This is a genomic window from Micromonospora sp. NPDC057141 (assembly GCF_042670805.1).
Classification (GTDB): domain Bacteria; phylum Actinomycetota; class Actinomycetes; order Mycobacteriales; family Micromonosporaceae; genus Micromonospora.
Genome location: NZ_JBHUVA010000001.1, coordinates 370,693 through 390,580 on the forward strand (window position 1 = coordinate 370,693; position 19,888 = coordinate 390,580).

Consider the following 19,888-nt stretch of genomic DNA (forward strand, 5'->3'; position numbering starts at 1 on the left):
GTGCGCGAGGCCACTAGTTCGCCGTCCAGCCCCCGTCGAGGGCGATGGACGCGCCGGTGATGAACGCGGCCGGCGGCGCGCACAGGTACGCCATCAGCTCCGCGACCTCCTCCGGCTCGATCAGCCGCTTGATCGCCGCCCGGGCCAGCATGATCTTCTCCACCACCTCGGCCTCGCCGATGCCGTGGGTGGCGGCCTGGTCGGCGATCTGGCTCTGCACCAGCGCCGTCCGCACGTACGCCGGGTTGATGCAGTTGGCGGTGACCCCGTGCGCCGCGCCCTCCAGCGCGACCACCTTCGACAGCCCCTCCAGGGCGTGCTTCGCCGACACGTACGCCGCCTTGTACGGCGAGGCCCGCAGCCCGTGCACGGAGGAGATGTTGACGATCCGGCCCCAGCCCCGGGCGTACATGTGCGGCAGCGCCCGGCGCACGATCCGGAACGGCGCCTCCACCATCACCCGGTGGAGGTACGCGAACCGCTCGGTCGGGAAGTCCGGCACCGGGGCGACGTGTTGCAGGCCGGCGTTGTTCACCACGATGTCCACGTCGGCGTCGAGCCGGTCCACCGCCGCCGGGTCGGCCAGGTCCACCCGCTCGGCCCGGCCGCCGGCCAGCGCCGCGACCTCCTCGGCCGCGTGCGCGTCGCGGTCGACCACCAGCACGCGGGCCCCGGCCGCGGCGAGCCGCAGGGCGCAGGCCCGGCCGATGCCGCCGCCTCCGCCGGTCACCAGCGCGGTGCGGCCGGCCAGGTCGACGTGTACGACGTGGGGGTCCGCCACGGGTTCTGCCGTCATGGCGCACAAAGCTACGAGCTGGGTGGCCGGGGGCACATGGGGCCGGGGCACATACTCGACGTCCCGGCTGTGTGCCGGGGGACGCCCGGTGCCTCGGCGGCGTGTCCCCGCAGCCGGGTGTCGGGGCCGCCCAGTAGGGTGTCGAACACACGTACTGCCGACGTGGTGGGGAGGAGGCGGCGTGCGCGTGCTCGGCGTCGACCCGGGGCTGACCCGGTGCGGGGTCGGCGTGGTCGAGGGCGTGCCGGGCCGGCCCTGCACCCTGGTCGCCTACTACGTCGTCTACACCGACCCGGGCGACGACCTGCCGCTGCGCCTGCTGCACCTGGACCGCTCGCTCACGGAGCTGGTGGCCGAGCACCGGCCGGACGCCGTCGCCGTCGAGCGGGTGTTCAGCCAGCACAACGTGCGCACCGTGATGGGCACCGCCCAGGCCAGCGGGATCGCGGTGCTGGCCGGCGCGCGGGCCGGCCTGCCCGTGCAGACCTACACGCCGAGCGAGGTCAAGGCCGCCATCACCGGCTCCGGCCAGGCCGACAAGGCGCAGATGACGGCCATGGTGACCCGGCTGCTGCGGCTGCCCGAGCCGCCGAAGCCGGCCGACGCCGCCGACGCCCTGGCCCTGGCCATCTGCCACGTCTGGCGCGGCGGCACCCGCTCGAAGCTGGCCGCCGCGGCCGACCGGGCACGACGAGGAGGAGCACGATGATCGCCAGTGTGCGCGGGACGGTGACCGCGACCGGCCCCGACCACGCGGTGGTGGAGGTCGGCGGGGTGGGCCTGGCGGTGCACTGCGCCCCCGGCACGCTCGCCGAGCTGCGGGTCGGCCAGCCGGCCCGGCTGGCCACCAGCCTGGTGGTCCGGGAGGACTCGCTCACCCTCTACGGCTTCGCCGACGACGATGCCAAGCAGCTGTTCGAGCTGCTCCAGACGGCGAGCGGGGTGGGGCCCCGGCTGGCCCAGGCGGTGCTCGCCGTGCACACCCCCGACGCGGTGCGCAAGGCGATCGCCAACGCCGACACCGCCGCGCTGACCCGGGTGCCGGGCATCGGCAAGAAGGGTGCCGAGCGCCTGGTGCTGGAGCTGCGCGACCGGATCGGCCCGGTGCCGGTGGGCGCCGACGGCGCGGCCGGGGTGACCGGGGGCGCCTGGCCCGAGCAGGTCCGCCAGGCCCTGGTGGGCCTCGGCTGGACGGCGGGCCAGGCCGACCAGGCGGTGGCCGCGGTCGCGGAGACCGTCGACGGCCCGCCGCCGCCCGTGCCGGTCCTGCTCAAGCAGGCCATCCGCCTGCTCGGCCGCACCCGATGACGGGCCCCGACGGCAACCTCGTCTCGGCGTACGTCAACGACGCGGAGCGCGACGCGGAGGCCAGCGTCCGGCCGAAGCGGCTGGAGGAGTTCATCGCCCAGCACCGGGTCCGCGAGCAGCTCGACCTGCTGCTGCGCAGCGCGATGCGGCGCGGCTCCCCGCCCGACCACATCCTCCTGTCGGGCCCGCCTGGCTTAGGTAAGCCCATCTCCGTCGAGGCGCTGGTCCTCCTCGAGGACGGTTCCCGCCGTCGGCTGGGCGACATCGTCGTGGGTGACCGGGTCATCACCCGCACCGGTGGGGGCGCGACGGTGACCGCCGTGCACGAGCAGGGCGAGTTGGATTCCGTTCGCATCCGCACGGCCAGCGGGCGGGCCGTTGTCGCGGCACCCGACCATCCGTTCTGGACGCCCGAGGGCTGGGTCAAGGCCGGTGACCTCACCGAGCGGGACTTCCTGGCCAACGTCCTGTGCCCGGAGCTCGTCCCCGACGGCACCGAAGCCCTCGACGAGTACAAGCTGGCCGGCTACCTGATCGGCGACGGCTGCACGAGCAACCAGGTCACCTCTACCGGTGGCGACGAGTGTGTCCTGGCCGACTTCCGGGCCGTCTGCGACCGGCTCGGCCACGCTCACCTCACGAGGCCCAACAGCGCCCGCAGCTCACTCGTCCGGGTCTCGGGGCTGCGGCCGTGGCTCGCGGAGCACGAGCTGCTGGACAGGACCGCCTGGCAGAAGCGAGTGCCGGACTTCGTCTTCCAGGGCGACGCGTGGCAGGTCGGGGCGTTCCTCGGGGCATATTTCGCCTGCGACGGCACCGTCAGCCGCCGGGGTCGAGATCGCTACGACATCGTCGTCGAGTACTACAGCGTCTCCCGGGAGCTGCTCGCCGACGTGCAGCACCTGCTGCTGCGGCTCGGTGTCCAGTCCCGGCTGAAGCTCAAACGAGGCCGTTACCAGGGCCGCCCGCACGAGTCGTGGCGGTTGAGCATCACCAGCCAGGACGACGTCGCCCGGTTCGTCGAGCGGGTGACGGTGATCGGGGAACGCGGCGCGCGACTCGCGGAGTGGGCGCCGCGCCGGGATCGTTTCGAGGAGCGCCTCGCCGTCGACCGGGTCGCCTCGGTGGAGCCCGCCGGCCTGCACCGGTGCCGCTGCCTGACGGTCGACGGCGACCACACCTTTACCGTCAACGATCTGGTGGTCCACAACACCACCCTGGCCAACATCGTCGCGGCCGAGCTGGGCGCCGGCATCCGGGTGACCAGCGGCCCGGCGATCGAGCGCTCCGGCGACCTCGCGGCGATCCTGACCAGCCTCACCGAGGGCGACGTGCTGTTCATCGACGAGATCCACCGGATCGCCAAGCCGGCGGAGGAGCTGCTCTACAGCGCGATGGAGGACTTCCGGGTCGACGTGATCGTCGGCAAGGGGCCGGGGGCCACCGCCATCCCGCTGGACGTCGAGCCGTTCACCCTGGTCGGGGCGACCACCAGGTCGGGCCTGCTGACCGGGCCGATGCGGGACCGCTTCGGCTTCGTCGCGCACCTCGACTTCTACTCCCCGGCCGATCTGGAGGTGCTGCTGCGCCGGTCGGCGCGCATCCTCGGGGTGCCGATCACCGACGACGGCGCGGCCGAGATCGCCGGCCGGTCCCGGGGCACCCCCCGGATCGCCAACCGGCTGCTGCGCCGGGTGCGCGACTTCGCCGAGGTCCGGGCCGACGGCACGGTCACGGTGGAGACGGCCCGGGCGGCCCTGACGGTGTACGACGTCGACGCGCTCGGGCTGGACCGGCTGGACCGGGCGGTGGTCACCGCGCTGGTCGACTCGTTCCGGGGCGGCCCGGTGGGCCTGTCCACGCTGGCCGTGGCGGTGGGGGAGCAGCCGGACACCGTCGAGGAGGTCTGCGAGCCGTTCCTGGTGCGGGCCGGGCTGCTCGCGCGTACGCCCCGGGGGCGGGTGGCGACCGAGGCGGCCTGGCGGCATCTGGGTCGTACCCCACCGAATGGTACATTCGGCACTGGTGCCCCTCCCGCGCCCGATCTGTTCTCCGCTGCGCCCGATGAGCCGTGATCCGTTCGTGATCTGTGCCGCATTCGGCGTTTCCAGGTGCAGGGACTAGACTCGCCGCGGTCTGTACAGGACGTGAGAATCCGCCTCCGCTCCGGTGCCCGTCGTGCCGAGCCGGAGGCCAATCGGAAGGTCAGTAACCGTGCTTTACGCAGCAGCGGGTAGCGGGGCCGGCGGTCTCACGCCGATCCTCATGATCGCCCTGCTCTTCGGCGTCATGTACTTCATGATGATCCGCCCGCAGCAGAAGCGCCGTCGCGAGGCGGAGCGGATGCAGTCCGCCCTCGCCCCCGGCGACGAGGTGGTCACCATCGGCGGGCTCTACGGCACGGTCACCGGCGTGGACGACGAGACCGTCCTGCTCGAGGTCGCCCCCGGCGTGCAGGCCCGGTACGCCCGCCCGGCCATCGCCCGCGTCGTCAGCCAGGCCGAGCGGGCCGAGCCGACCGAGGCCACCGAGGACGCCGAGACCGTCAAGGAGTGACCGTCGTCCCGGGGACGGGGCAGCGGAGACAGCGATAAAACTGGATAGTTGGGTCGACCCCCGACGCCGATGCGTGAGCGCTGCCGGCCGCCGCCCCCGCGGCGGCCGTGGGCAGCCGTGTCGACGTCGGGTCGCCGGCCCGGACACCCGTCGCCGGGACCCCCGGCCCGACCCTCGTGCCGCCGCCTCGGCGGTGCGACCGTAACAGGGAGACAGACAGCCGTGGCACCACCACCTCAGGGACAGATGCGGCCCGGACGGCAGCTCGCCGTGCTCGGGTTCATCTTCGTCGTCCTTTATCTCTTGGTGTTCTTCTCGGGCGGCGCCAGTGGTGGCTTCAAGGACCGGCTGGAGCCCCGGCTCGGCCTGGACCTGGTCGGCGGCACCCGGATGACGCTGGAGGCGACGAACAGCCTCGACGGCAAGCCCCCGACGGCGGAGAACCTCGAAGAGGCCCGCCAGATCATCGAGAACCGGGTCAACGCCTACGGCGTGGCCGAGGCCGAGGTGGTCACCGAGGGCAACCGGAACATCGTCATCTCCCTGCCCGGCGAGAACCGCGACCTCACCGACGTCGGCAGCGCGGCCGAGCTGCGCTTCCGCAAGGTGCTCAAGGCCGCCGACGGCAGCGGCGCGGCGGCGGCTCCGGCCCCCACCCCGACGCCGGCCCCGTCCGGCAGCGCCTCGCCGACGCCGTCCGGCAGCGCGAAGCCCTCGGGCAGCGCCAAGCCGTCCGGCAGCTCGTCGCCGTCGGGCGCGAAGGCCACCGCGTCGCCGAGCGCGGGCGGCCAGGGCGGCGGGGCGCCGGCCCCGAGCGCCACCCCGTCGCCCTCGGCGAGCGCCGCGCCGTCGCCGAGCGCCAGCGCGGAGCCGGTGCCGGCGGGCGTCGAGGAGCAGCGCAAGGCCGTCGAGCAGAAGGTCGGCGCCGCCGCGTGGCAGGCCGCGAGCGGTCTCCAGGCCCCGGCCGACCTGACCGCCGACCCGTCGCTGGGCGACAAGCTCAAGCCGTTCGGCGCGCTCACCCCGCGCGAGGTCGCCGTGCTGCCGGCGGAGATGCAGTTCAACGTCCCGACGATCACCTGCGCGCAGCTCGACAAGCGCCCGCCGGCGTCGATCAAGGACGAGAAGCAGAAGGCCGTCGCCTGCGAGGACGGCGTGCAGAAATACCTGCTCGACGTGGCGAAGGTGCTCGGCACCGACGTCGGCGACGCCAACGCCGTGCTCGACCAGACCAGCTCCTGGGTGGTGAGCCTCGACTTCAAGGGCGAGGGTCAGGAGAAGTGGACCAACCTGACCCGCGAGGCGTTCAACAACGAGGGCCAGGCCTGCGACCAGACCGCGCTGGGCCAGGACGGCAAGTGCCGCGTCGCCGTGGTGCTGGACAACAAGGTCGTCTCCTCGCCGGAGATCCAGGGCGTGCTGACGGGTGACTCGCAGATCACCGGGAGCTTCGACAACAAGACGGCCAGCGCCCTGGCCAGCCAGCTGCGCTACGGCGCGCTGCCGGTGACCTTCGAGGCGCAGGAGAGCCAGAACGTCACCGCCACCCTCGGCGCGAGCCACCTGCGCGCGGGCCTGCTCGCCGCCGGCATCGGCATGCTGCTGGTCATCATCTACTCGTTCTTCTACTACCGGCTGCTCGGCTCGGTCATCTTCCTGAGCCTGGTGCTGTCGGCGTTGCTGGTCTTCGGCGCGCTGATCGTCCTGGGCCGGCAGATCGGCTTCACCCTCACCCTCGCCGGCATCGCCGGCATGATCGTCTCACTCGGTGTGGCGGCGGACTCGTTCGTCATCTACTTCGAGCGGCTCAAGGACGAGATCCGGGAGGGCCGCAGCCCACGCAGCGCGGTGCCCCGGGCGTGGATCCGGGCCCGCCGGACGATCATCTCGGCGAACGCGATCACGATCCTGTCGGCCGTGGTGCTCTACATCGTCTCGGTCGGCGCGGTGAAGGGCTTCGCCTTCGCCCTCGGCCTGGCCACGGTGCTCGACCTGGTCGTGGTCTTCCTGTTCCGTCACCCGATCATGACGATGTTCGCCCGGACCCGGGCGTTCCTGTCCCCGCGGGTCAGCGGTCTCGGCCGGATCCTTCCGCCCGCGCGGAGCGAGCAGGCCACCCGCACCTCGCGCGTCAAGGAGGCCTGAGATGGCTAAGACTGGTTTGGCGAGCCGCCTCTACGCGGGTGAGGCCGGCCTCGACGTCATCGGCCGGCGCAAGCTGTGGTTCGGTGTCGCCGGGGCGCTGATCCTGGTAGCCGTGCTCAGCTTCGCCCTGCGCGGTTTCACCCTGGGCATCGAGTTCGCCGGCGGCAACTCGTTCCAGGTGCCGGCCAGCGTCGGCACCCTCGACGACGCCGAGCGGACGGTCGACGCGGCGCTGGCGGGCACCGCGGGCGGGGCCGAGGTGGTCACCGCGCAGAAGGTCGGCGGCACCGGCGGCGACTTCTACGAGATGCGCACGTCGCAGCTCACCGCCGAGCAGGCCAACGCGGCGAAGGCCGAGATGGCCCGCGCGTTCGGCATCCAGCCTGACCAGATCAGCGGCAACCAGGTCAGCGAGGCGTGGGGCAGCCAGGTCACGTCCCGGGCGCTGCTCGGCCTGGTGATCTTCATCCTGCTGGTGACGGTCTACCTGGTCCTGCGGTTCGAGTGGCGGATGGCGGTCGCCGCCGTCTCCTCGCTGTTCATGAACCTGATCCTCACCGCCGGCATCTACTCGCTGGTCGGCTTCGAGGTCACCCCGTCGACGATCATCGGCTTCCTCACGATCCTGGGCTTCGCGCTCTACGACGTGGTGGTGGTCTTCGACAAGGTGCAGGAGAACACCCGGGGCATCACGGCGAACAACAACCAGACGTACGGCGAGGCGGCCAACCTGGCCATCAACCAGAGCCTCATGCGGTCGCTCAACACCTCGGTGGTCGCGCTGCTGCCCGTCGGTGGTCTGCTCTTCATCGGTGCCGGCCTGCTGGGCGCGGGCACGCTTAAGGACCTCGGCCTGGTGCTGTTCGTCGGTATGGCGGTCGCCTTCCTGACCTCCATCCTGCTGGCCACCCCGCTGCTGGTGCTGCTGAAGAACTACGAGCCGCGGATCCAGGCGCACAACAAGCGGGTCCTGGCCCGGCGGGGCGCGCTCGCCCGGGGCGAGATCACCCCGAAGGGCGCGCCGCGTCCGGCCGCAGGCGCCGACGAGCCCGTCGACGTCGACGCGGCCCTGGCCGGGGCGGCCCCGAAGGTGGGCGCCCGGCCCGCCGGCAAGCGCGCGACCGGCGCCCGGGGCGGTCGCCCCGCCGGTGGCGGCGGCAACCGGCCGGGCGGCGCCAAGCGGCGCTGATCGGCCACACCGGTAGGAAACGTCCCGGCGGCGTCCCGCGTGCTGTGCGAGCAGCGTGCGGGACGCCGTCGGCCATGAAGGGAGACGGGCCGCCGTGACGGAGACGCACAGCGCCGAGGCACGGGGAGACAGCGGCCCGCGGGTCGCCGAACTGGTCGCCAGCCGCGTGCTGGACGTGCCGGACTTCCCGAAGCCGGGCGTGATGTTCAAGGACCTGATGCCGCTCTTCGCCGACGGCGAGGTGTTCCGGCAGGTCGTCGACGGGATCGTGGCGTACCACGGGCGGGACGCGTTCGACGCGGTGGTGGGCATCGAGGCCCGGGGCTTCGTCGTCGCGGCGGCCATCGCGTACGCGACGGGGGTGGGCGTGGTGCCGGTGCGCAAGGCCGGAAAGCTGCCCCGGCCCGCCTATTCGGCCTCGTACGCCCTGGAGTACGGCGAGGCGACGCTGGAGGTGCACGAGGACGCGTTCACCGCCGGGCATCGGGTGCTGGTGGTCGACGACGTGCTCGCCACCGGCGGCACCGCCGAGGCCACCCTCGGCCTGGTGGAGCGGGCCGGTGGCACGGTGGCCGGCTTCACCGTGCTGCTGGAGCTGGGTTTCCTCGGCGGGCGTGCGCGGCTCGCCCCGCGCCCCGTGCACGCCCTGCTGAGCGTGTGAGCCGCCTGGGGCGTCGCCTTTTCCCGGCGCCTGACGGCCGGAGCGCGACGCGCCAGGCGTGCCTGTTCGTGCCCCGGTGCCCGATTGGTGGCCCCGGCCGCCGGGCGGACCCGGTGGGGACCGTCCGGCGGAGCGGCGGGGCACCGTGCGTGCGGGTAGCATTGCCCTTTGCTGACCGGGCGGGTGACCGTCCGGGCGGCGCGAGACCAGGCCGGCCGGACGGTCGGCGCATCCCCGGCGAGCGGTGAGGAGGCCGGTGTCCCACGATGTCGTCCCTCCGGTGGAGGGCACGGTGCACCCGACAGGCGACGCTGACGGTTCGGTGACCGATCGGGGCGCTGACGCCCTGGCCGTGGCGGGCGGGAGCGGCGCGGGCCCGGTGTCCGCCGACGGCGGGGCAGCAGGGGCCGGTGTCGGGACGCCGGCTTTCCCGGCCGACCTCACCGGCGAGCCGTCGCACCTCACCGACGATCCGTCGCCGAGCGGCGGCTTCGCCCTCTCCAACGCGCCCACCGGGCGGCGGGTGCGGGCGAGGCTGGCCAGGTTCAACGCGCCCTGGCAGACCTCGCAGGTCAGTGAGGTGCTGGAGCCGCTGATCTCCAGCCACCGGGAAAACCACCCGAAGGCCGACGCGCGGCTGATCCAGACCGCGTTCGACACCGCCAACCGCTGGCACTCGGGTCAGTACCGCAAGTCCGGCGACCCGTACATCACGCATCCCCTCGCGGTGGCCACCATCCTGGCCAACCTGGGCATGGACACCACCACCCTGGTAGCCGCGCTGCTGCACGACACGATCGAGGACACGGAATACACCCTCGACCAGATGAAGATCGACTTCGGTCCCGAGGTCACGCTGCTCGTCGACGGGGTGACCAAGCTCGACAAGGTCAAGCTCGGCGACGCCGCGAAGGCCGAGACGATCCGCAAGATGGTCGTGGCGATGGCGAAGGACCCGCGGGTCCTGGTGATCAAGCTGGCCGACCGGCTGCACAACATGCGTACGCTCTCCTTCCTGCCCACCCCGAAGCGGGAGCAGAAGGCGAAGGAGACGCTGGAGATCCTGGCGCCCCTGGCGCACCGCCTGGGCATGAACACGATCAAGTGGGAGTTGGAGGACCTCGCCTTCGGCACGCTGTTCCCGAAGCGGTACGAGGAGATCCTGCGCCTGATCGGGGAGCACCAGCCGCAGCGGGAGTCGCTGCTGCGTCAGGTGACGCAGAAGGTGGGCACCGACCTGAAGGCCGCCAAGATCAAGGCGGAGACGACGGGCCGGCCGAAGCACCTCTACTCGATCTATCAGAAGATGATCGTGCGGGGTCGCGAGTTCAACGACATCTACGACCTGGTCGGGGTGCGGATCCTGGTCGACACGGTGCGCGACTGCTACGCCGCGTTGGGCGTGATCCACGCGAACTGGCAGCCGGTGCCGGGCCGGTTCAAGGACTACATCGCGATGCCCAAGTTCAACATGTACCAGTCGTTGCACACGACGGTCATCGGGCCCACCGGCAAGCCGGTGGAGATGCAGATCCGCACGTACGCGATGCACCGCACCGCCGAGTTCGGCATCGCCGCGCACTGGAAGTACAAGGAGCACAAGGGCACCCAGATCGTCGGCCCGCCGGCGCACATCGACGAGATGACGTGGCTGCGTCAGCTGCTGGACTGGCAGCGGGAGGCGGCCGACCCGAGCGAGTTCCTCGACGCGCTGCGCTTCGACCTGTCGAGCCAGGAGGTGTACGTCTTCACCCCCAAGGGTGACGTCATCCCGCTGCCGACGGGGTCGACGCCGGTGGACTTCGCGTACGCGGTGCACACCGAGGTCGGGCACAAGTGCATCGGGGCGCGGGTCAACGGCAAGCTGGTGCCGCTGGAGTCGACGCTGTCCAACGGCGACGTGATCGAGATCTTCACGTCTAAGTCGGACACGGCCGGCCCGACGCAGGACTGGCTGGGCTTCGTCAAGAGCCCCCGGGCGCGCACGAAGATCCGGCAATACTTCAACAAGGAGCGGCGCGAGGAGGCGATCGAGGCCGGCAAGGACTCGATCGTCAAGGCGATGCGCAAGCAGGGCATGCCGTTGCAGCGGATGCTCACCTCCGACGCGTTGATGTCCATCGCGCGGGACCTGCACCTGGCCGACGTGGCGTCGCTGTACGCGGCGGTCGGCGACAGCCAGGTCTCGGCCCAGTCGGTGGTGCAGAAGCTGATGGCCGCGTACGGGGGCGAGGAGGGCGCGGCGGAGGACATCGCCGAGACCGCCGTGGCCACCCGGCCGCCGCGCAGCCGGCAGAGCAGCGCCGACCCGGGCGTGGTGGTGCGGGGCGTCAGCGACGTCTGGATCAAGCTGGCCCGCTGCTGCACCCCGGTCCCGCCCGACTCGGTCTTCGGGTTCGTGACCCGCTCCGGCGGTGTCAGCGTGCACCGCGACGACTGCGCCAACGCCGAGGACCTGCGGGCCCAGGCCGAGCGGGTGGTCGAGGTCAGCTGGAAGCTCACCTCGGCCTCCACGTTCCTGGTGGCCATCCAGGTGGAGGCCCTCGACCGGCACAAGCTCCTCGCGGACGTCACCCGGGTGCTCTCCGAGGAGCGGGTCAACATCCTCTCGGCGACGGTCACCACCACCCGCGACCGGGTGGCGGTGAGCCGGTTCAGCTTCGAGATGGCCGACCCGAAGCACCTCGGGCACCTGCTGGCCGCCGTCCGCAAGGTCGACGGGGTGTTCGACGCCTACCGGGTCACCTCGGGGTCCTGAGCCGCACAGGGGAAGCGCCGTACCCGCGTCGCACACGGAAAGCGCCCGCCGGCTGTGACCGGCGGGCGCTCCGTGGTGTGGGGGCGGGTCAGCCCTGCGGCTCGCTCATCGTCATCTTCTTGATGACGACCTCCTTCTTGGGGTGGCCGCCGCCGGCCTGCTCGGCGAACGCGCCGTCGTCGCCGGCCTTCGCCACCTCGTTGACGATGTCCATCCCGCCGGTGATGGTGCCGAGCACGGTGTAGGCCGGGTCCAGCGGCGAGTCGCCGTAGACGATGAAGAACTGGCTGCCCGTGCTGCCCGGTTCCTGGGACTTGGCCATCGCGATGACGCCCTCCGGGTACGGCGGGCGCTTGTCGGTCGGCAGGTTCTCCTCGGCCATCCGGTAGCTCGGGCCGCCGGTGCCGTCGGTGTCCCGCCAGCCCTTGCCGGTGGCGCTCGGGTCGCCGCACTGCAGCACCTTGATGCCCTCGGTGACCAGGCGGTGGCACTTGGTGTTGTCGAGGAAGTTCTTGCTCGCCAGGTGGGTGAAGCTCGCGGCGGTGCACGGCGTGGCCGACCGGTCGACCTTGGCGGTGATCGGGCCCAGGTTGGTGTCGAACGTCAGGGTCTGGGTGCCCGTGTTCGGTTGCTGGGCGGCCGGCAGCCCGACGTCCTTGATTTCCTTGGTCCGCTGCTCCTTGGGGACCTCGGTCCAGGCGCACTGCACGAAGCCGGGGGCGGCGGCGGTGTCCTGTTTCTTGTCGTCGTCGCCGCCGATGCTGACGGCGAGCCAGACGGTGCCGGCGACCACGAGCAGCAGGGCCGCTCCGGCCCCGACGATCGCCTGCGTCTGCCGGCGCTTGCGGGCCCTGGCCGCGCGCTCGGCCATCTCCCGCTCGAGCCGGGCGCGCGCCGCCGCGCGCTGCCGCTCTTTGGTGGACGTCACGGTCGATCCTCCTGGACTGTCTCGGGCGCGGCCGGTGCCGCAAAGGCTGTGGGGTTTCGGGGTGAGCCGGGTCAGCCGGCGCTGGGGCTGGCCGCCGCGCCGCTGGGGGCCGGTGCCGGCGCCGTCGTCGGCTCGCCGACGGTGAGACTCTGGATCACCACGTCGGTCTTCGGCTTGACCTTGGCTCCGCTCCCATTGTCCACGGTCGGCAGGGCACCGATCTTCGTGAGCACGTCCAGGCCGCCGGTGACCTTCCCGATCACCGGGTAGGCCGGCTCGTCCGGGTCGAAGTCCTTGAAGAAGACCAGGAACTGGCTGCCGTTGGCGCCCGGCGGGTTGGCGATCATCGCCACCGTGCCCTTCGGGTACGTCGGGGGCTGGTCGGGCGCGGGGCTCGCCGACGGGCTGGCCTCGGGCGTCACCGGGACGTTCTCGTCGTAGAACGAGTACGTCGGGCCGCCCAGCCCGGTGCCGCTCGGGTCGCCGCAGCGCAACGCGCCCTCGGAGGTGATCTCGTGGCACTTGGTGTTGTCGTAGAAGCCCTTGCTGGCCAGGTGGGCGATGCTCGCCCCGGCGCACGGGGCCGACGCGAGGTCGAGCTCGGCGGTGATCGGGGCGCCCTGGTCGGTGGTGACGGTCAGCGCCCGGGTGCCGGCGGTCGGCAGGCCCTGGGTGGCCGGGGTGCCCACGTCCTTGAGGTTGGTGTTGGCGGTGGCGTCCTGCGGCGTCCAGAGGCAGACGTCCTCGGCGGCCGTGTTCTGCTTCGGGTCGTCGTCGAAGGCGCCCAGCGCCCAGGCCGAACCGACCACGATCAGCGCGAGCACCACGGCGGCGCCGACGCCGGCCTGGATCTGCCGCCGGCGTCTGCTCCGGGCGGCCCGTCGCGCCAGCTGCCGGTCGAGCTTGGCCCGCGCCAGTTTGCGCTGCCGGTCCCTGCTGGAAGCCACCCGTGCTCCCCTTCCTCTGCCCTGATGGTCACCGGCGGTCGGCGTAGCGCCCCGTCGGGCGCCACGTGCGCCACGCCACACGCCCGCCAGAGTGTACGGGTAGCGGCTGGGAAAGTGGTGTACGAGGTCCGGGCTGGCTTTATCGGAGTTGCTCACTGGGCCGGTGGGGCCACGGTGACGGGTGGGCCGCCGCAATCCGCTCGCCGCTGCGGCTAGGCTTCCGGTGCAGGGTGGGACAGCAGGGTGAGACAGCTCGACGGAAGGGGAGCGGCGTGCTCGTGGCGAGCTTTCCCGCGGACGCCTTCGGCACCAACTGCTACGTGGTGGCGACCGGGCCGGGGGAGCAGTGCGTGGTGGTCGACCCGGGCATCGGGGTCGTCGACCGGCTCGACGCCGTCCTCGCCGAGCATCGCCTGCACCCCGCCGCCGTGCTGCTCACCCACGGCCACCTCGACCACACGTTCTCCGTCGCGCCGGTCTGCGGCGCGCGGGGCGTCACCGCGTACGTCCACCCGGAGGACCGCGAGCTGCTGGCCGACCCGGGCAAGGGGCTGTCGATGGACCTCCGTGGGCTCTTCGGCGGCCGGCTGCCCTACTCGGAGCCCGACGACGTCGCCGAGCTGACCGACGGCGCGACCCTGGCCCTCGCCGGCCTGGAGATCACCGTCGACCACGCCCCGGGCCATACCGGCGGGTCGGTGCTGTTCCGGCTGCCCGGCGCCGGCTCCCGTTGGGAGGCCGAGCAGGTCTGCCTCTCCGGCGACGTGCTCTTCGCCGGCTCGATCGGCCGCACCGACCTGTGGGGCGGCAGCATGCCCCGGATGCTCACCAGCCTGCGCGACAAGATCCTCCCGCTGGCCGACGACACGGTGGTGCTGCCCGGCCACGGCCCCGCGACCACCATCGGCCGCGAGCGCGCGAGCAACCCGTACCTCATCGAGGTGGCGGCCTCGGGCGACGCGCGCCCGGCCGCACCCGCCCGCGGTCTCTAGGCCGCGCCTCGACCCTTCCCGCGCAGACGGCGCGGGTGCCGAACGGAGCGTCATGAGCAAGCCCACGCCCATCTCCGGCTTCCCCGAGTGGACCCCGGCGCAGCGGATGATCGAGCAGTACGTTCTCGACCGGATCCGCGCCACCTTCGAGCTGTACGGCTTCGCGCCGCTGGAGACCCGCTCGGTCGAGCCCCTCGACCAGCTGCTGCGCAAGGGGGAGACCTCCAAGGAGGTGTACGTGCTGCGCCGGCTCCAGGCCGACGCCGACGGCCCCGCCGGTGACGACTCCCTCGGCCTGCACTTCGACCTGACCGTGCCGTTCGCCCGCTACGTGCTGGAGAACGCCGGCAGGCTCCAGTTCCCGTTCCGCCGCTACCAGATCCAGAAGGTGTGGCGGGGCGAGCGCCCGCAGGAGGGGCGCTACCGGGAGTTCCTCCAGGCCGACATCGACATCGTCGACCGGGACACCCTGCCCGCCCACTACGAGGCCGAGATGCCCCTGGTCATCGGCGACGCGCTGCGCGCGCTGCCGATCCCGCCGGTGACCATCCAGGTCAACAACCGCAAGATCTGCGAGGGGTTCTACCGGGGCATCGGGCTGACCGACCCGGAGGCCGCCCTGCGCGCGGTCGACAAGCTCGACAAGATCGGCCCGGCGAAGGTGGCCGAGCTGCTCGCCGAGACGGCCGGGGCGAGCGAGGCGCAGGCCAGGGCGTGCCTGGCGCTGGCCGAGATCTCCGCCCCCGACGCCTCGTTCGCCGACGCCGTGCGCTCCCTCGGGGTCACCCACCCGCTGCTCGACGAGGGCGTCGCCGAGCTGGTCGCGGTGGTGGAGACCGCCGCCGCGCACTCGCCGGGGCTGTGCGTGGCCGACCTGCGGATCGCGCGCGGGCTGGACTACTACACCGGCACCGTCTACGAGACGTCCCTGGCCGGCTACGAGCGGTTCGGCTCGATCTGCTCCGGCGGCCGGTACGACAACCTGGTCAGCGCCGGCGGCGCGGCCTTCCCCGGGGTGGGCATCTCGATCGGGGTGAGCCGGCTGCTCGGGCTGCTCTTCGGCGCGGGCGCGCTCACCGTGTCCCGCAGCGTGCCGACGTGCGTGCTGGTGGCGGTGACCAGCGAGGAGCGGCGGCCGGCGAGCAACGCGGTCGCCGACACGCTGCGCCGCCGGGGGGTGCCCACGGAGGTGGCGCCGAGCGCGGCGAAGTTCGGCAAGCAGATCAAGTACGCCGAGCGGCGCGGCATCCCGTACGTCTGGTTCCCCGGCGTCGACGGGGCGCCCGACGAGGTGAAGGACATCCGCTCCGGCGAGCAGGTGGCGGCGGCGGCCGGGGAGTGGACCCCGCCCCGGGAGGACCTGTCGCCCCTGGTGAGCTGAGGTGCGACGCCCGGTCGGGTGAGCCGGGACGCGCGGGGCCGGGCGTTACTGGCGCGTACGGCGCGGAGGACCTACGGTGGCGTAAGTTACGCCACCGTAGGGAGAACCTCGTGACCGCACTCAGCCAGACCGCCCTGCTCGTCGAGCTCGAACCCGTCGTGGCGAAGAACCTCGACCGACACCTCTCGATGGCCAAGGAATGGTTTCCGCACGAGTACGTGCCGTGGAGCGAGGGGCGCACCTTCGACGGCCCGCTCGGCGGCGAGGCGTGGTCGCCGTCGGACTCGACGATTCCCGAGATCGCGCGTACCGCGCTGGTCGTGAACCTGCTGACCGAGGACAACCTCCCCTCGTACCACCACCAGATCGCCACCCTGTTCGGCCCGGACGGGGCGTGGGGGACGTGGGTGGGTCGGTGGACCGCCGAGGAGGGCCGGCACGGCACCGCCATCCGCGACTACCTGACGGTGACCCGGGCGGTGGACCCGGTGGCGCTGGAGCGGGCCCGGATGGTGCACATGACCGCCGGCTACACCAACTCCCACGACGACTCGATGCTGCGCTCGCTGGCGTACGTGTCGTTCCAGGAGCTGGCCACCCGGATCTCGCACCGCAACACGGGCCGGGTGACCGGCGACCCGGCCTGCGAGGCGCTGCTGGCCCGCGTCGCCGCCGACGAGAACCTGCACATGGTCTTCTACCGCAACCTGCTCGCCGCCGCCCTGGAGGTGGCCCCGAGCCAGGCGATGCGGGCGATCGCCGACGTCCTCGCCGACTTCCAGATGCCCGGCGTGGGCATCGAGGGCTTCGCCCGCAAGTCGGTGGCGATCGCCCTGGCCGGCATCTACGACCTGCGTCAGCACCGCGACGAGGTGGTCGTCCCCGTGCTGCGTCAGTGGGACGTGTTCAACGTGACCGGCCTGGACGCCGACGGCGAGGCTGCCCGCGACCAGATCGCCGCCCACCTGGACACGCTCCAGGTCCACGCGTCCCGCTTCGAGGAGAAGCGCGCCGCCCGCGCCGCCCGCCTGGCCGCCGCCCGCTGACCTCACCCCCACCCCCCACCCCCGATCTTGCAGTTGGGGCCCCGGCGAAAGGGGCATGACGCCCGTCGCGGGGGCCGAAAGTGCAAGATCGCGGGGGTGTGGGGAGGGGAGGGGGTGGGGGGCTGGGGAAATTGGGGGTACGTCGAGCGCGCTGATCGACTTTGGTGGTGCGATGTTGCGAACTCGTGTCGGTCGTAGCTCGGGTGACACAGGGCGAAGTCGGGTCTTGCCAGTGAATCTAAGTATGTGAATACTTCAGTTCACTCGGCCGGTTCACCCCAGCTCCGGCCGGGTGGTCCTCGGGTCCGTCACCCCCGGCGTGACCCGTCACCCCCTTCCGGGAGGTTGTTACATGCGACCCACGAGGTCATCGCTCCTCCGCGCCGTGTCCATCGCCGCAGCCGGCACCCTGGTCGCCACCGCGCTGATCGGCGCACCCGTCCAGGCCGCCCCCGCCGCCTCGCCCGACGCCGCGGCCGGCCTGGCCGAGCGGCTCGGTGACCGCTCCGCCGGCACGTACGCCGACGCCAGCGGCAAGATGGTCGTCACCGTGACCGACGCCGCCGCCGCCCGCCAGGTCCGCGCCTCCGGCGCCACCCCGAAGCTCGTCAAGCGGGGCGCCGCCGAGCTCAACCGGGCCACCGCCGAGCTGGAGCGCTCCGCGAAGATCCCGGGCACCGCCTGGTGGACCGACCCGGCCAGCAACCAGGTCGTCGTCTCCGTCGACAGCACCGTCACCGGCGCCAAGCTGGAGCGCGTGCAGGCCGCCGCCGCCCGGACCGGCGGCGCCGTCCGCATCGAGGCCGAGGCCGGCGTGCTGAGCACCCGCATCTCCGGCGGCCAGGCGATCTACGCGGCCGGCGGCGGTCGCTGCTCGCTCGGCTTCAACGTGCGCAGCAGCTCCGGCGTCACCTACTTCCTGACCGCCGGGCACTGCACCAACATCGCCTCGACCTGGTACTCGAACTCGGCCCAGACCAGCACCCTGGGCACCCGCGCCGGCACCAGCTTCCCGGGCAACGACTACGGCATCGTCCGGCACAGCAACTCCGCCAACGCGACCGGCAACGTCTCCCTCTACAACGGCAGCTACCGGGACGTCACCGGCGCGGCCAACGCGTACGTCGGCCAGAGCGTGCAGCGCTCCGGCAGCACCACCGGCCTGCGCAGCGGCTCGGTCCAGGCGCTCAACGCCACCGTGAACTACGCCGAGGGCTCCGTCTCCGGCCTGATCCGCACCAACGTCTGCGCCGAGCCGGGCGACAGCGGCGGCTCGCTGTTCAGCGGCAGCAGCGCCGTCGGCCTCACCTCCGGCGGCAGCGGCAACTGCACCCGCGGCGGCACCACCTACTTCCAGCCGGTCACCGAGCCGCTCAGCGTCTACGGCGTCAGCATCATCTGATCCACCACCACCCTCCGCGAAGCGGGTCGCCGGCCTCCGGCGGCCCGCTTCGGGCGTACCCGGGACCCGGCGTAGCCGGAAAGGGCCGGGACCGGCGGCCCGGTCGGGCGTGATCCGCGCGAGGATCGACTGGGCCGGCCGAACCGGGGTACGTTGCGCCCGGTGAGCGCCACACCGCCCCCCGCCCCGCCCGCGTCGGCCTGGGCCCCGCTGCGCCTCGCCGCGTTCCGCAGCCTGTGGCTGGCCGTGCTGGCCAGCAACGTCGGCACCTGGATGCAGACCGTCGGCGCCCAGTGGCTGCTGGTCGACCAACCCAACGCCCCCACCCTGGTCGCCCTGGTGCAGACCGCGAGCATGCTGCCGGTGCTGCTGCTGGCCCTGCCCGCCGGGGCGCTCGCCGACACCCTCGACCGGCGCCGGCTGCTGATCGGCGTGCAGTGCTTCCTGGCCGCCGTGGGGGTGCTGCTGACCGCGCTCACCGCCGCCGACCGGATGCCGCCGGCCCTGCTGCTCACCCTCACCTTCGCCTCGGCGTCGGCCAGGCGCTCACCCTGCCCGCCTGGCAGGCCGTGATTCCCGAACTGGTGCCCCGCGCGCAGCTCGTCAGCGCCTCCGCCCTCGGCTCGGTCAGCGTCAACCTGGCCCGCTCCGTCGGCCCGGCGGTGGCCGGCGTGCTGGTCGCCCAGGCCGGGGCGGCCATGGCCGTCGCCGCGCTCACCGTGCCGCTGTGGCCGCTGCGCGACACCCGCGGGGTCGACCGGGACCCGGCCGTCTACTGGCCCGAGCCGCACCTGCGCCAGCACGGCGGCCGGCTCACCGGCGCGGATCGGGCGGCGGAGGAACGGGCGAGGGCGCTCACCGAGGGCGAGGTCCGCGTCACCCATCTCCTCCCCGCCGACGAGGTGTGAGCCGCGGGTCAGCGCCGGTGGCGGTGCGCCGTGGGTCAGCGCCGGCTCAGCCACCCGGCGACCAGCAACGGGCAGAGCGCCTCCGCGCCGGCGGCCACCCGCTCGGCCAGGCCCACCCGGTCGCCGCCGGTGGCCAGCTCGACTGCGAACCAGGCCACCGGCACCAGCAGCCCCACCGCCAGCGCCGCCCAGGCGGCCCGTCCTCGGGCGTACCCGTCCGGGGCGGACCGGGCCCGGCGGTCCGGGTCGCGGCCCGCCGGCCGGGGCGTGTCGCGGCGTCGATGGTCGGCCTGTCGCGGCTCCCCGGGTCGTGGCCCGTCGGCGATCGGCTGCGGTTCGGCCTCGCGTGGCCCGTGGCCGGCGGGGGCGAGCACCGGCCAGAGGGCCAGCGCACCGAACGCGACGGCGGCGGCGAGCGCGTGCGGCACCGAGTCGCCGTCGGCCGGCAGCGGAAACGCCGCCACCGCGAGCGTGGCGACCCCGCCCAGCGCGAGCAGCGCCCGACCCCCGGCTGCCAGCGGGCGCAACCCGGCGGCGGTCACGCAGTGGCACAGGCCGAGACCGACGAGGCCGAGCGTCATGATCCACCGGTCGGCCGCGCCGACGGCCGCGAGCGCGCTGATCGTCCCGGAGACCTGGTCGAACCCGCCGGGCTGCCGGGCCGCGCCGAGGAGCCAGCCGCCGACCAGGAACACCGGCGCGGCGCCGGCGGAGAGCAGGGCCCATGGGGGTACGGCACGCATCCGCACACCGTACGCGGCGCGCCCCGCCAGCGCGTTGGCGGCGCGGGACGTGTTAGCAGGGGCCCCTGTACGACAGAAAGCGATAACAAGGGGCCCTTCCTTACCCCCCAGCCGCGCCCGGTGACGGC

The 19,888-nt window shown here is 73.0% G+C and carries 15 protein-coding genes and 4 pseudogenes; 15 read left to right on the forward strand and 4 right to left on the reverse strand.

The features are described 5' to 3' along the window. Nucleotides 1-13 precede the first annotated feature (13 nt). The gene (locus ACFT41_RS01620; RefSeq protein ID WP_377583119.1) at nucleotides 14-796 is read right to left on the reverse strand and encodes a 3-hydroxybutyrate dehydrogenase; all 783 of its coding nucleotides are present in this window, start codon (nucleotides 794-796) and stop codon (nucleotides 14-16) included. Nucleotides 797-977: 181 nt separating this feature from the next. Here ACFT41_RS01620 and ruvC point away from each other — a divergent pair, with 181 nt between their 5' ends. From ruvC to ACFT41_RS01670, 10 genes and pseudogenes are all read left to right on the forward strand, one after another. After that, on the forward strand, nucleotides 978-1,505 hold the full coding sequence (ruvC, locus tag ACFT41_RS01625; RefSeq protein WP_377583117.1) for a crossover junction endodeoxyribonuclease RuvC: 528 nt from the start codon (nucleotides 978-980) through the stop codon (nucleotides 1,503-1,505). After that, nucleotides 1,502-2,104, forward strand: a complete 603-nt coding sequence (gene ruvA, locus ACFT41_RS01630; RefSeq protein ID WP_282327068.1) for a Holliday junction branch migration protein RuvA — start codon at nucleotides 1,502-1,504, stop codon at nucleotides 2,102-2,104. Before ruvC ends, ruvA begins: the two co-directional genes overlap by 4 nt. After that, nucleotides 2,101-2,317 (forward strand): annotated as a pseudogene (locus tag ACFT41_RS01635) (Holliday junction branch migration DNA helicase RuvB); the annotation flags it as partial. The gene ruvA and the pseudogene ACFT41_RS01635, both read left to right, overlap by 4 nt. Before the next feature lie 107 nt (nucleotides 2,318-2,424). Next, nucleotides 2,425-3,123: pseudogene (locus ACFT41_RS01640) on the forward strand (LAGLIDADG family homing endonuclease); the annotation flags it as partial. 105 nt (nucleotides 3,124-3,228) lie between these two features. After that, on the forward strand, nucleotides 3,229-4,179 hold the full coding sequence (ruvB, locus tag ACFT41_RS01645) for a Holliday junction branch migration DNA helicase RuvB (RefSeq protein WP_377613713.1): 951 nt from the start codon (nucleotides 3,229-3,231) through the stop codon (nucleotides 4,177-4,179). A 139-nt stretch (nucleotides 4,180-4,318) separates the two neighbouring features. After that, nucleotides 4,319-4,660 carry a preprotein translocase subunit YajC gene (yajC, locus tag ACFT41_RS01650; RefSeq protein WP_377583115.1) on the forward strand — a complete coding sequence of 114 codons (342 nt, stop codon included), beginning with the start codon at nucleotides 4,319-4,321 and terminating at the stop codon, nucleotides 4,658-4,660. 246 nt (nucleotides 4,661-4,906) lie between these two features. After that, nucleotides 4,907-6,805, forward strand: a complete 1,899-nt coding sequence (gene secD / locus ACFT41_RS01655; protein WP_377583228.1) for a protein translocase subunit SecD — start codon at nucleotides 4,907-4,909, stop codon at nucleotides 6,803-6,805. Between the two features lies 1 nt (nucleotide 6,806). After that, nucleotides 6,807-7,994 carry a protein translocase subunit SecF gene (secF, locus tag ACFT41_RS01660; RefSeq protein WP_377613711.1) on the forward strand — a complete coding sequence of 396 codons (1,188 nt, stop codon included), beginning with the start codon at nucleotides 6,807-6,809 and terminating at the stop codon, nucleotides 7,992-7,994. A 94-nt stretch (nucleotides 7,995-8,088) separates the two neighbouring features. Beyond that, on the forward strand, nucleotides 8,089-8,655 hold the full coding sequence (locus ACFT41_RS01665) for an adenine phosphoribosyltransferase (protein WP_377583111.1): 567 nt from the start codon (nucleotides 8,089-8,091) through the stop codon (nucleotides 8,653-8,655). A 478-nt stretch (nucleotides 8,656-9,133) separates the two neighbouring features. Continuing rightward, nucleotides 9,134-11,413 (forward strand): annotated as a pseudogene (locus tag ACFT41_RS01670) (RelA/SpoT family protein); the annotation flags it as partial. An 88-nt stretch (nucleotides 11,414-11,501) separates the two neighbouring features. On the opposite strand, the gene ACFT41_RS01675 reads toward ACFT41_RS01670, so the two are convergent. Both ACFT41_RS01675 and ACFT41_RS01680 read right to left on the reverse strand, forming a co-directional pair. After that, nucleotides 11,502-12,341: a peptidylprolyl isomerase gene (locus tag ACFT41_RS01675; RefSeq protein WP_377583109.1), complete on the reverse strand. Its 840-nt coding sequence runs from the start codon at nucleotides 12,339-12,341 to the stop codon at nucleotides 11,502-11,504. A gap of 71 nt (nucleotides 12,342-12,412) precedes the next feature. Beyond that, complete coding sequence (locus ACFT41_RS01680; protein WP_377583107.1) at nucleotides 12,413-13,288, reverse strand: peptidylprolyl isomerase; 876 nt, start codon at nucleotides 13,286-13,288, stop codon at nucleotides 12,413-12,415. Nucleotides 13,289-13,560: 272 nt separating this feature from the next. Here ACFT41_RS01680 and ACFT41_RS01685 point away from each other — a divergent pair, with 272 nt between their 5' ends. The 5 genes and pseudogenes from ACFT41_RS01685 (at nucleotide 13,561) to ACFT41_RS01705 (ending at nucleotide 19,017) form a co-directional block, all read left to right on the forward strand. Continuing rightward, the gene (locus ACFT41_RS01685) at nucleotides 13,561-14,280 is read left to right on the forward strand and encodes an MBL fold metallo-hydrolase (protein WP_377583105.1); all 720 of its coding nucleotides are present in this window, start codon (nucleotides 13,561-13,563) and stop codon (nucleotides 14,278-14,280) included. A 52-nt stretch (nucleotides 14,281-14,332) separates the two neighbouring features. Then, nucleotides 14,333-15,661, forward strand: coding sequence for a histidine--tRNA ligase (hisS, locus tag ACFT41_RS01690; protein WP_377583103.1), 1,329 nt, complete (start codon nucleotides 14,333-14,335; stop codon nucleotides 15,659-15,661). Between the two features lie 110 nt (nucleotides 15,662-15,771). Further along, the gene (locus tag ACFT41_RS01695; protein WP_377583101.1) at nucleotides 15,772-16,707 is read left to right on the forward strand and encodes an acyl-ACP desaturase; all 936 of its coding nucleotides are present in this window, start codon (nucleotides 15,772-15,774) and stop codon (nucleotides 16,705-16,707) included. Nucleotides 16,708-17,059: 352 nt separating this feature from the next. Continuing rightward, nucleotides 17,060-18,109: a S1 family peptidase gene (locus ACFT41_RS01700; RefSeq protein ID WP_377583099.1), complete on the forward strand. Its 1,050-nt coding sequence runs from the start codon at nucleotides 17,060-17,062 to the stop codon at nucleotides 18,107-18,109. Between the two features lie 246 nt (nucleotides 18,110-18,355). Continuing rightward, nucleotides 18,356-19,017, forward strand: a pseudogene (locus tag ACFT41_RS01705) (MFS transporter). Between the two features lie 35 nt (nucleotides 19,018-19,052). Here ACFT41_RS01705 and ACFT41_RS01710 read toward each other — a convergent pair. Then, the gene (locus ACFT41_RS01710) at nucleotides 19,053-19,760 is read right to left on the reverse strand and encodes a DUF998 domain-containing protein (RefSeq protein WP_377583097.1); all 708 of its coding nucleotides are present in this window, start codon (nucleotides 19,758-19,760) and stop codon (nucleotides 19,053-19,055) included. Nucleotides 19,761-19,888: the final 128 nt, after the last annotated feature.